The sequence below is a fragment of the Arthrobacter sp. JB02-1C genome (genome assembly GCF_057748045.1).
On record NZ_CM173235.1, the window covers coordinates 497,021 to 508,757 of the forward strand.

The 11,737-nt window shown below is 67.7% G+C and carries 10 protein-coding genes; 2 read left to right on the plus strand and 8 right to left on the minus strand.

What is annotated here, in order from left to right; all coding sequences use genetic code 11:
* Window positions 1-22: 22 nt before the first annotated feature.
* Both AC3ANP_RS02375 and AC3ANP_RS02380 read left to right on the plus strand, forming a co-directional pair.
* Window positions 23-1,456 (plus strand): TrkH family potassium uptake protein, encoded by a 1,434-nt coding sequence (locus AC3ANP_RS02375; protein ID WP_488331762.1) that lies wholly within the window; start codon window positions 23-25, stop codon window positions 1,454-1,456.
* Between the two features lie 40 nt (window positions 1,457-1,496).
* Window positions 1,497-2,135: a potassium channel family protein gene (locus AC3ANP_RS02380; protein WP_175321539.1), complete on the plus strand. Its 639-nt coding sequence runs from the start codon at window positions 1,497-1,499 to the stop codon at window positions 2,133-2,135.
* 33 nt (window positions 2,136-2,168) lie between these two features.
* Here AC3ANP_RS02380 and AC3ANP_RS02385 read toward each other — a convergent pair whose 3' ends face one another.
* The 8 genes from AC3ANP_RS02385 to topA form a co-directional block, all read right to left on the minus strand.
* The gene (locus AC3ANP_RS02385) at window positions 2,169-3,728 is read right to left on the minus strand and encodes an FAD-dependent oxidoreductase (protein ID WP_488331763.1); all 1,560 of its coding nucleotides are present in this window, start codon (window positions 3,726-3,728) and stop codon (window positions 2,169-2,171) included.
* Between the two features lie 78 nt (window positions 3,729-3,806).
* Window positions 3,807-4,391 carry an HhH-GPD-type base excision DNA repair protein gene (locus AC3ANP_RS02390; protein WP_488331764.1) on the minus strand — a complete coding sequence of 195 codons (585 nt, stop codon included), beginning with the start codon at window positions 4,389-4,391 and terminating at the stop codon, window positions 3,807-3,809.
* Window positions 4,392-4,446: 55 nt separating this feature from the next.
* Window positions 4,447-5,280: a pyrroline-5-carboxylate reductase gene (proC, locus tag AC3ANP_RS02395; protein ID WP_488331765.1), complete on the minus strand. Its 834-nt coding sequence runs from the start codon at window positions 5,278-5,280 to the stop codon at window positions 4,447-4,449.
* Between the two features lie 216 nt (window positions 5,281-5,496).
* A complete protein-coding gene (locus tag AC3ANP_RS02400; RefSeq protein ID WP_488331766.1) occupies window positions 5,497-6,840 on the minus strand; it encodes an RNA polymerase sigma factor in 1,344 nt (447 codons plus the stop codon).
* Between the two features lie 12 nt (window positions 6,841-6,852).
* On the minus strand, window positions 6,853-7,200 hold the full coding sequence (locus AC3ANP_RS02405; protein WP_488331767.1) for a YciI family protein: 348 nt from the start codon (window positions 7,198-7,200) through the stop codon (window positions 6,853-6,855).
* A 118-nt stretch (window positions 7,201-7,318) separates the two neighbouring features.
* Window positions 7,319-8,335 (minus strand): Ppx/GppA phosphatase family protein, encoded by a 1,017-nt coding sequence (locus AC3ANP_RS02410; RefSeq protein ID WP_488331768.1) that lies wholly within the window; start codon window positions 8,333-8,335, stop codon window positions 7,319-7,321.
* A gap of 66 nt (window positions 8,336-8,401) precedes the next feature.
* The gene (locus tag AC3ANP_RS02415; protein WP_488331769.1) at window positions 8,402-8,851 is read right to left on the minus strand and encodes an SseB family protein; all 450 of its coding nucleotides are present in this window, start codon (window positions 8,849-8,851) and stop codon (window positions 8,402-8,404) included.
* 64 nt (window positions 8,852-8,915) lie between these two features.
* Window positions 8,916-11,651, minus strand: a complete 2,736-nt coding sequence (gene topA, locus AC3ANP_RS02420; protein WP_488331770.1) for a type I DNA topoisomerase — start codon at window positions 11,649-11,651, stop codon at window positions 8,916-8,918.
* Window positions 11,652-11,737 lie beyond the last annotated feature (86 nt).

Here is an 11,737-nt window from a genome sequence, read left to right on the forward strand (position 1 = left end):
TTCAACCGAGGACACCCCGCCCATGACGCAAAGCCAGTCGAGGTCAGCCGATCCGACCACCTGGCACCCCGGCCAGCCGGAGCGCGAGGGCCTGTGGATCTTCACCCGGCTACGCGACTTCGTCGACAACATCGCCAACACCTCCCCCGCCCGCCTGGCGGTCTCCATCTTCGCCGTCGTCGTCCTGCTCTTTGCGGGCCTGCTGTCGCTGCCGATGTCCTCCGCGGCTGGGCAGGCCACCCCGCTGCATCAAGCTCTCTTTACCGCGGTTTCCGCCGTTTGCGTGACCGGGCTGACCGTGGTGTCGACCGCCACGCACTGGTCTTTTTTCGGCCAGCTGGTGATCTTGGTGGGCATCTTCGTCGGCGGCCTCGGCACCCTGACGCTGGCGTCGTTGCTGGCCCTGGTGGTCAGCAAGAAGCTGGGGGTAAGGGGCAAGCTGATCGCCCAGGAGGCGATGAACAACGCGGGCCGCCTCGGCGAGGTGGGCGCGCTGCTGCGGATCGTTATTGTCACCTCCGTCGTGATTGAGACCACCCTCGCGTTGGCCCTGGTTCCGCGGTTCCTGGCGCTCGGCGAGAGCTTCGGGGACGCTGTCTGGCACGGCGTGTTCTACTCGGTGTCCGCCTTTAACAATGCCGGATTTACGCCGCACTCGGACGGCATCGTGCCGTATGAGACGGACCTCTGGATCCTGGTCCCGCTGATGCTCGGTGTCTTCCTCGGCAGCCTCGGATTTCCGGTGGTCATGGTGCTGCAGCAAAACGGCTTGAACTGGAAGAAGTGGAACCTGCACACCAAGCTGACCATCCAGGTCTCGCTGATCCTGCTCGCGGCCGGCTCCGTGCTGTGGGGGCTGATGGAGTGGGACAACGTGCGCACCATCGGAGCCATGAGTGTGGGCGACAAGGTGACGCACTCCATCTTCGCCTCCGTCATGACGCGCTCCGGCGGCTTCAACCTGGTGGACCAGAACCAGATGGATTCAACCACCATGCTGCTCTCCGATGCCCTGATGTTCGCCGGCGGCGGCTCCGCGTCGACCGCGGGTGGCATTAAAGTCACCACCATCGCGGTGATGTTCCTGGCCATCGTCGCGGAGGCCCGCGGCGATACCGATGTCAAAATCTACGGGCGCACCATTCCCGAAGGCGCCATGCGGGTGGCTATTTCCGTGATCGTGGCCGGCGCGACCCTGGTGGCCGTTTCCGCCCTGTTGCTCCTGCAGATCAGCGGCGCCTCGCTGGACCGCGTGCTCTTTGAGACTATTTCCGCGTTCGGCACCGTGGGCCTGAGCACCAACCTCAGCGCCGAACTGCCGCCTGCCGGAGTCTACGTCCTGACCGCCCTGATGTTTGCCGGCCGGCTCGGCACCATCACCCTTGCCGCCGGGCTGGCCCTTCGTCAGCGCAGCCAGCTGTACCACTACCCGGAAGAGAGACCAATCATTGGCTAGTTCCTCAAGCGCCGTCAACCGCCCCGCCCACAACGCCCCCGTGCTGGTGATCGGGCTGGGCCGTTTCGGCGCGTCCACCGCAGAACAGCTGGTCAAGCAGGGCCGCGAGGTGCTGGCCATCGAACGGGACCGGAACCTGGTGCAGAAATGGGCCAGCGTGCTGACCCACGTGGTGGAGGCCGATGCCACGAACATCGACGCCCTGCGTCAGCTCGGGGCCCAGGAGTTCAGCTCCGCCGTCGTCGGCGTCGGAACCTCGATCGAATCGTCGGTGCTCATCACCGTCAATCTGGTGGACCTCGGCATCGAGCACCTCTGGGTCAAGGCGATCACGCCCTCGCACGGCAAGATCCTCACCCGGATCGGGGCCAACCACGTGATCTATCCGGAAGCCGACGCCGGGGTCCGGGCCGCGCATCTGGTCTCGGGCCGGATGCTGGACTTCATCGAGTTCGACGACGATTTCGCGATCGTGAAGATGTATCCGCCGCGGGAAACCGTGGGCTTCACCCTGGACGAGTCCAAGGTCCGCTCGAAGTATGGCGTCACGATCGTCGGCGTGAAGTCCCCGGGCGAGGACTTCACGTACGCGCGGCCCGAGACCAAGGTCTCCGCCCGGGACATGCTCATTGTTTCCGGCCACGTGGACCTGTTGGAACGCTTCGCCGCTCGGCCGTAACACCGCCGCAGCACCGCCGTCGCGCCCCGGAAGCTAGGCGTCTCCGCCGGCGGCAGCGGGACCGTCCAGGGCCGGACTGGGAGCCAGGTTCCGCGTGGCCGGCCCCTGGATGACGGTGCCGTCAGTGCCGAACCGCGAGCCGTGGCAAGGGCAGTCCCAGGTGATGTCTGTCGGGTTGAACTCCACGGTGCAGCCAAGGTGCGTGCAGACGGCCGAGACCGCGCGCACCTCCCCCGCGGGGCTCACGTACACGGCCGTTTCGGCCCCTTCCACATTCACTACCCTGCCCTCGCCGGGAACGACATGGCCCAGGTCCACCTCCCGCGGGGCAGCGGCCGGCGGGGCAGCGGCGGCAGCGCCGTCGGCGCCCGGAGCCCTCTCCGCCGGGCGCGCCGCCTCCGCTGACGTTCCGCCCCCGCTCCGGGTGCTGTCGAACACCGCGGCCCACGGGTTGTCCCGGCCGCACAGCGTGTCCCGGAGGATTAAGGCCGCGGCGGTGCCGTTGGTGAGGCCCCATTTTCGCAGGCCGGTGATGACGTGGAGATGCCGGGCTTCGGGCGCCATGCGGCCCACGTACGGCAGCCCGTCGGCAGGCATGGCGTCCTGGGTGGACCAGCGGTAGTCGATCTCACCGGCGCCCAGGCGGTCGCGGGCAAAAGCCGCGAGCCGCCGGTACCGTTCGGCGGAATCAACGCTCTCGGTGGCCCGGTGCCCTTCCCCGCCGACCAGCACGTACCCGCCGCTCTCGACGTCGGCGGTCAGGATGGAGCGCATCGGTTCGTCAACGCTGATAAAGGTTGCGTCCAGCGCCGGAACCGAGCTCCGGGCGGCGACGACATACGAGCGGTGCGGGTAGCATCGGCCGGCGAACCGTCCGTTGTCCCCGAACGGCAGGTTTGTCGCCACGATGGCTTCCTTCGCCCGGACTGATCCCCGTTTTGTGGCCACCACTGCCGGAGAGCCGTCCCGCACACCCGTAGCAGGCGACTCCTCAAAGACGAAGCTGCCATCCCCGTCCACGGCCCGGGCCAGGCCCTGGACGTACCGGAGCGCGTGGATCTGGGCCTGGCCGTCGAACCGGACGGCACCCCTGACCGCGAAGGGCAGCGGGACGTCTGTGGTGAAAGTTGCCGGCAGCCCCAGCCGCCCGGCCAGCACCGCTTCTTCCCGGACCAGCGCAAGCGCGGACTCAGACTCGGCATAGGTGTAGTTGGCCACCCTCCGGAACCCGCAGTCGATCCCCTCCGCCGCCACGACGCCCGCAACGTGTTCGATTGCTGCCTCGTTGGCCTGCCCGTAGGTGCGGGCGGCGTCGGCGCCGTGGCGGGCGACAAGGTCGGAGTAGGCGAGCCGATGCAGTGAGGTGACCTTGCCCGTGGTGCTCCCGGTGACGCCGGTGCCCACCCGCGCCGCCTCCAGCACGGCCACCGTCTGGCCCGCCCGCTTCAGGGCCAGCGCGGCGGTCAGTCCTGCGATACCACCGCCAATCACGGCCACATCCACGTCCAGCGACGCGTCGAGGGACTTATAAGTGGCCGTTCCGCCGGTGGCAGCCCAGAGGGAAAGGAATCGTCCTGCCGGCTGTTCATTCACGGTCACGACCTCCACGCGCTAGGTTCCTCCGCCGTCGAGCGCGTTCCTTCCGGCGTCGCTGGCTCAACTACCGCAGGGTCAGGACCCGGCGGTCTTCCCGGCCTTCGCGGCGGCCTTGGCTGCCTGCTTGCTGGCCCGCACCTTGCCCAGCGACTCCGGATCCACAATGTCGGCGACGGACAGGAAGGAGTTCTCTTGGCCGTAGTGGCCCGCGGCGTCGCGCCAGCCTTCGGCCTGGAGCCCACACTGCTTTCCCAACAGCGCCAGGAAGATCTTGGCCTTTTGTTCGCCGAATCCCGGCAACGCCTTGAGCCGCCGCAGCACCTCCTGGCCGTCGGGCTCCCCTTGCGTCCAGATGGCGGTGGCGTCGCCGTTCCAGTCACTGTGCACCGTCTCGGCGAGGGCTTGGACACGGCCGGCCATGGACCCGGGGAACCGATGGACGGCAGGGCGCTCTTTGAACACCTCGACGAACCCTTGCGGATCGTAGCCGGCGATCGCGGCCGGGTCCATGGACCCCATGCGCGTCCGGATCTTTTCGGGACCCGCAAAGGCCGATTCCATCGTCACCTGCTGGTCGAGCAACATGCCCGTGAGCAGGGCAAACGCGTCGTCGCTGAGTAGTCTGTCTGCCGCGGGATCCCCGGTGATGTGCAGTTCCATGGGACCTATCCTGCCACCCGGTCCGGCCTTCGTCATGAGTGCGGCTGCCTTGCGGCTAGCCCAGCTGCTTGGTGATCTCCGCGGCCCGCTCGGCTGCGGCCCGGGCGCCGGCGCTGATGATCGAGGGGAGGCCGCGTTCATCGAAGGTCGCGATGGCCCGTTCGGTGGTGCCGTTCGGGCTCGTCACGGCCGTGCGCAACGCGGTGGGATCGGCGCCCGGTTCGGCGAGCATCATCCCGGCACCGGCCACGGTTTCGCGGGCCAGCAGCAGCGAGAGCTCGGCGTCGAGGCCCAGTTCGACGCCGGCTGCCGCCATCGCCTCCGCCAGGTAGAAGGCGTAAGCCGGCCCCGAGCCGCTGATCGCCGACAGCGCGTCCACCTGCTCCTCGGGAATCTCCACGACGGTACCGACGGCAGCGAGGATGTCCTTCACCCGCTGCAGCTGCTCCGCCGAACAGTGCTTCCCGGCGGAGACAGACACGACGCCGCGGCCCAGTTTCGCCGGAGTGTTCGGCATCGAGCGGATCACCGGCTGCCCGGCCGGAAGCGCAGCCTCCAGTTGTTCCAGCGACACGGCGGCGGCGACGCTGACCACAATGGTCTCCGGCGAGAGTGACCCACTGATCTCGCGGGCCAGCTCGGCGATGCCCACGGGCTTGACGCCCAGGATCACGACGGCGGCGCCGGTAGCGGCCTGCGCGTTGTTCTCCGGTTCTTCTTCGCCCGCGATGGCCGTAATTCCGTGATGCCGTTCGGCCAGTTCGGCGGCCCGTACTGCCCGTCGGACGGTGGCGACGATGTCCGCCGGGTCCGCCCCGCCGGCGATCAGGCCACCCATGATTGCCTCGTTCATTGACCCACAGCCCAGGAATGCGATTCGGTTGCTCATGCCCCCATCATTGCAGTCCGCTCCGATTCACAGCCAGCTCACATCTTCAGCGCAGGTTGTTCTCAAACTTGGTGATTAACGTAGTTATCACCTCATTGAGGGGTGCGAGTGATGATATGGCAGTCATGCGGATGTCTGCCGGCACCGGTGGTTTGCAGCGGGTTTCCCCCATTTTCCCGCAGCTGACCCCCGGTGCCATTCTCTTTTAACTTGGTTCTAAGCCGGCGTTGCTTGATCCGGTTCAGTCCCCGGAGCCTGCTTCGCCTCAGCGTCCCGCACGCGGGCTTCCAGGAATCTCCGGTCGGCCGCGTTACCGGCCAGCCGCAATGCTGCGCTGTACGCTGCGGCCGCTTCGGCAGGGCGGTCCAGCCGGCGCAGGAAATCGGCCCGGACGGCGTGGAAGAGGTGGTAGCTTTCCAGCCCCAGCCCGTCGACGAGACCCAGGGCAGCTTCCGGACCCTCCACCTCCGCGAGGGCCACGGCGCGATTGAGGGCCACGACCGGCCCGGGAGCGACCGCGACGAGCTGATCGTAAAGCCGGAGAATCTGGCGCCAGTCCGTCTTTGCGGCCTCAGGCGCGTCGGAGTGGACCGCATTGATCGCGGCCTGAAGCTGGTACGGCCCGGGCTGATTTCGCCGCAGGCACTGGCGCACCAGTTCCTGGCCTTCCCTGATCAGGGCACGATCCCAGAGCCCGCGGTCCTGATCGGCCAAGAGGACGGGCCCACCGCCGGCCTGTCGCGCGCCCCGCCGTGATTCGGTGAGCAGCATCAGGGCCAGCAGGCCTTTGACTTCGGGTTCGTCCGGCATCAGGGCCGTCAGCAGGCGGCCCAGCCTGATGGATTCCCGGCAGAGGTCCTGCCCCGGCCCGGGGCCTCCGAAGCCGGAACTGTAACCCTCGTTGAAGATCAGGTAGACCACCGCGAGCACCGGCGGCAGGCGAGCCGGGAGCTCCGCTCCGCGCGGCACCCGGTACGGAATCCTGGCGACCCGGATCTTTGTTTTGGCTCGGACGAGGCGCTGGGCCATGGTGGCTTCGGGCACCAGGAACGCCCGGGCGATTTCCGCCGTCGTCAGTCCGCCCAGCAGCCGCAGGGTCAGCGCCACCTGGACGTTGACGGCCAAAGCCGGGTGGCAGCAGGTGAAGATCAGCCGCAGCCGGTCATCGTCCACCATGCCCTCCCTGGAGAGTTCTGCAACCACGTGCTCCTCGGGCGTCGGTACTGCCGGAGCGAGAGCTTCAGCCAGCAATGCTGCCTCGATCTGTTTGTCACCGCGGCCGGACTCGCGGCGCAGCCGGTCAATGGCGCGGTTTCTTGCCGTGGTGATGATCCAGCCCGCGGGGCTCGGCGGCAGACCGGTTGAGGGCCAGCGCCCCGCCGCCAGGGTGAACGCGTCCTGAACGGCATCCTCGGCGGCGTCGATGTCGCCCAGCACGCGGGTCAGAACGGCGACCGCACGACCGTATTCGCGCCGGAAGACGGCCGCGACGTCCGCCTCCGCCGCGGGTGCCCGGGCGGGCTCCGGCGGCGGGGCGTCGGACAGCGATTCGCTGGCCATCCGCGGTGGCACCTAGTGCTGGACGGGCCGCACTTCGATGGGCAGGGTGGTGGCGCGGGCCAGCCTCCCGGCCCAGCCGAGTGCGGCGTCGAGGTCCGGAGCCTCTATGACGGTGAAGCCGCCAAGGTGCTCCTTGGCTTCGGCGAAGGGGCCGTCCGTGATGAGCACCTCGGTGCCTTGCTGCCGGACCACGGTGGCGGTGGCGGTGGCGGTGGGGTGGAGCCCGGCGGCGAAGACCCAGACACCGGCGGCCCTCATGTCACGGTTCAGAGCCTCAAGGTCCTGCATGATGGGCGCCAGGACTTCCGGGGCCGGGGCCGGTCCGGCGGGCTGGTAAACGCTGAGCAAGTACTGTGCCATGGTGCTGTCCTCCTCGACAATGGGCCGGCTCCGTGCCGGCCTTTCACCTACTAGACGAACGGCGTGCGTCCGGATCGACAGGTACGCGGCCGGCTGGCCGGGCGCCGGCGGAATACATTCACCGGACCGGCACCGAGGCGTCGGGCGTCTGCGGCTCGGCGGGGACACGGGTCTGGGTGACGTGGGGCGCGGGCTGCAGCGGCCCCTCGGAGACCAACTGGTCCAGCCTGCGCAGGATGAGTCCCTCCCGCAGCGCCCACGGGCAGATCTCCAGGCTGGGGAATTCGAAGAGTTCGAGTGCGGCCTCGGCCACCAGGGCTCCGGCCAGCAGTTGCGGCGCCCGTGCCTCCGAAACGCCGGGCAGGTGAAGCCGGTCCTCGACCTCCATCGCGGAGATCCGCTGCGCCCACAGGCCAAGGTCCGTGGCCAGCAGTTCCCGCCTGACGTAGGGGCCTGAGGCGCTGGGCGCCGCCCCGGCGATGCGCGCCAGGGACCGGAAGGTTTTGGATGTGCCGGCTACGAGGTTGGCGCGGCCGAGTTTCTCGAAGCGGCGCACGGCGGGTTTCAGTGTGGCGCGGATGTACCGGCGGAGTTCTTTCACGCTCTGGGCGGACGGCGGATCCTCGTGCAGCCAGTCCCGTGTCAGCCGGCTCGCCCCCAGTGGCACGGACAGCGCCAGCTCGGGCAGTTCGTCCTGCCCGAACGCCATCTCGAAGGAACCGCCGCCGATGTCCAGGTCGAGGATGGGACCGGCTCCCCAGCCGTACCAGCGGCGGACGGCGAAGAATGTCATGGACGCCTCATCGCTGCCGGTGAGCTCGCGGAGCGTCACCGTGGTTTCGTCCTTGACGCGGGCCAGGACGGCGGCCCCGTTGGTGGCTTCCCGGATCGCCGAGGTACAGAAGGCCAGCAGGTCCTCGGCCCGGTGCTTGGCCGCGAATTCCCACGCCTCCAGCACGAACTCGATCAGCTCATGCTGGCCGGCGTCGTTGATGTTTCCTTCGTCGTCCAGGAACTGCACCAGTGAGAGCGGGCGTTTATGCGAGGCGAACGGCACCGGGCGCGCGCCGGGGTGGGCGTCCACCAGGAGGAGGTGGACAGTGTTGGACCCAATATCGAGGACGCCTAGCCGCATGCTGCCATTATTCTCCTCGGACCGGCCGCACCCTAACCGGCACCTGGATAACCCGTCCCGTGACGCTTAGGCCTCGGGGCCGCCTTCGGCAGCGCCCGGTTCCTCCTCGGAGGGTTTGAAGTCGCGGCGGATGTTCGCCACGCCCTCGGGGTCGATCTCAAAGCCGTAGACGGCGCCGGGGTTGATGACCATCCCGAGTTCGTCTCCGAGGTTGCCGATGATCGCCGCGCCCTGGGTTCCGAGCACGTTCGGCGCCGCGGCCAGGTACTGCTCGCTGACCCGGCTGGGGTGCGAGAACACGGCCAGGACCGGCTTCCCCTCGGCGTTGGCCAGCACCAGCGGTTCCACCTGCGAATCGGGGCCTTCGACCGTGTCGGAACTGACGATGTAGACCTCGTTGTTGAGGAAGGACAGGACGACGTCCACCGGGTTGGCGTCCGGCTGCTCCCCCCGGGCGAGCTTCTCTTCGAGGTCGTTGAGCGGCTGGGACTCCATGGGGTTTGGCTGTTCAGTCATCTCCCTACTCGATCACGATGCGCTCCTCGCCGCAATTCCTCACCCCTGGTTCGGGCAGCACCCTCTACTTCTTGGCGGCGGCCTTCCGGGCAGGCGCCTTGCGCGCCGTCGTGCGCTTGACCGGCCCCTTGGCACGCTTTTCGGCGAGGAGTTCCACTGCCTGTTCCCGGGTCAGTTCCTCGACGGCGGTGCTGCGCGGCACCGTAATGTTGGTGACGCCGTCGGTGATGTACGGGCCGAAACGGCCTTCCTTCACCACGATGTTCTTCTCCGAGACCGGGTCCGGGCCGAATTCGGCCAGCGGCGGAACCGCGGCCCGCGCCCCGCGCTGCTTGGGCTGGGAGTAGATCTCCAGGGCCTGCTCGAGCGTGATGGTGAAGATCTCTTCCTCGGAACCGATCGACCGGGAGTCAGTGCCCTTCTTCAGGTACGGGCCGAAGCGGCCGTTCTGCACCGTGATGGGATTGCCCTCGGCGTCCTGGCCGAGTACGCGCGGCAGGCTCATCAGCTGCAGGGCCTCGTCCAGGGTGATCGTGTCCACACTCATGGACGCGAACAGCGATCCGGTGCGCGGCTTGGCCTTGACGGGCTTCTTCGGCGGTTTCGGTTTGCCGTTCTTGTAGTACTCCACCGGCTGGTTGGCCAGCTGTTCCTCGGTCATCTCGGGGATGATTTCGGTGACGTAGGCGCCGTAGCGGCCGTTCTTGGCCACCACGGTGTGTCCGGTGTGCGGATCCTGGCCCAGCACCCGCTCCTCAGGGGCAGCCGTTTCCATCAGTTCGATCGCCTTGGCGGCCGTGAGCTCGTCCGGGGCCAGGTCCTCGGGCACGTTGGCCCGGGCAGACTCGACCACCTCACCGGTTTTCGGGTCAACGGTCGCGACGGAGCTTTCCAGGTACGGGCCGAACTTGCCCACCCGCAGGGTGATCCCGTCTGCGACCGGGATGGAGTTGATCTCCCGGGCATCGATCTCGCCCAGGTTGTTGACGATGCTCAGCAGCCCGGGCTCGGAGTCGGCGCCAAAGTAGAAGTGCTTGAGCCAGGCCGGTCCGGCCGCCTCACCGTTGGCGATCTTGTCCAGGTCCGCTTCCATGTCCGCGGTGAACTCGTAGTCCACGTAGTCATGGAAGTGCTGCTCCAGCAGCCGGATCACGGAGAACGCAATCCAGCTCGGTACCAGCGCCGAGCCCTGTTTCCGGACATAGCCGCGGTCCTGGATGGTGGAAATGGTGGAGGCGTACGTCGACGGCCGGCCGATGCCCTTCTTTTCCAGCTCGGCGGTCAGCGACGCTTCGGTATAGCGCGGCGGCGGCGACGTTTCGTGCCCGACGGCGGTGATCTCCGAGGCGGTCAGCGCATCGTCCTTGGCGACGTTCGGCAGCCGGCGGGCATCGTCGGAGTCGTCGTCCCCGCGGCTTTCGTCCTTACCTTCTTCGTACGCCGCAAGGAACCCGGGGAAGGTGATGACGGTGCCGGAGGCGGAGAACTCGGCGTCGCGGCCGGCGGCGGCCCCGCCCACGGTGACGGCACCGAGCCTGATGGTCGCGGTGGAGCCCTTGGCGTCGGCCATCTGGGAGGCCACGGTGCGCTTCCAGATCAGTTCGTAGAGGCGGAATTCGTCGCCGGAGAGCTGCTTCGCGACCTGCGCCGGGGTGCGGAAGGAGTCACCGGCGGGCCGGATGGCCTCGTGCGCCTCCTGCGCGTTGGCTGCCTTGCCGGAGTAGACGCGCGGCGAGGCCGGGACGTACTCCGGGCCGTACAGCTCGGAAGCCTGGCGCCGGGCCGCGGTGACGGCCTCGTTGCTGAGCGCGGACGAGTCCGTACGCATATAGGTGATGTAGCCGTTTTCGTAGAGCCGCTGCGCCACCTGCATGGTGCTCTTGGAGGAGAAACGCAGCTTACGGCCGGCCTCCTGCTGCAGCGTGGAGGTGGTGAACGGCGCCGCAGGACGGCGGGTGTACGGCTTGGTGTCGACCGAGCGGACCCGGAAGTCCGCGTCCTGCAGGCCGGCAGCCAGGGCCGTGGCGAGTTCTTCGTCCAGGTGCACGACGCCGCGCGAGGTGAGCGCGCCGTCGTCGTTGAAGTCCCGGCCGCTGGCGACCTTGGAACCGTCGACGGCGGCCAGCTTGGCCTTGAAAGAGCCGGAATCCGCGCCGAACTGGCCGGTCAGATCCCAGTAGGAGGCCGACTTGAAGGCCATCCGTTCGCGTTCGCGGTCCACGACCATCCGGGTCACGACGGACTGCACCCGGCCGGCCGACAGGCCGCGGGCCACCTTGCGCCACAGCACCGGCGAGATCTCGTAGCCGTACAGGCGGTCCAGCACCCGGCGGGTTTCCTGCGCATCCACCAGGTCCTGGTCCACGTCGCGCAGGTTGTCCATGGCGCGGTGGATGGCTTCCTTGGTGATTTCCCCGAAGGTCATCCGATACACCGGAACCTTCGGCTTGAGGACCTCCAGCAGGTGCCACGCGATGGCCTCGCCCTCGCGGTCCCCATCGGTTGCGAGGTAGAGCGCGTCAGCGTCTTTGAGTGCGGCCTTGAGTTCGGTGACTTTTTTCTTCTTGTCCGGGGAGACGACGTAGTACGGCTTGAAGTCGTTTTCGATGTCGACGGCGAACTTGCCCAACGGCGTTTTCTTCAGATCTGCAGGGAGCTCCGAGGGCTGCGGAAGGTCGCGGATGTGACCGATCGAGGCCTCAACGATGAAACCCTCGCCGAGGTACTTGGCGATGGTCTTGCTCTTGGCGGGAGACTCCACAATCACGAGTTTCTTGCCGGTGGGGGCCTTGCTTGGCACGGTGCTCCTACAGAAAATGATGGTTCGGGCAGATGCGCCCATACCCGCCTAGTTCACCATATTTTGCTGGATCCCGCGCATCCGGG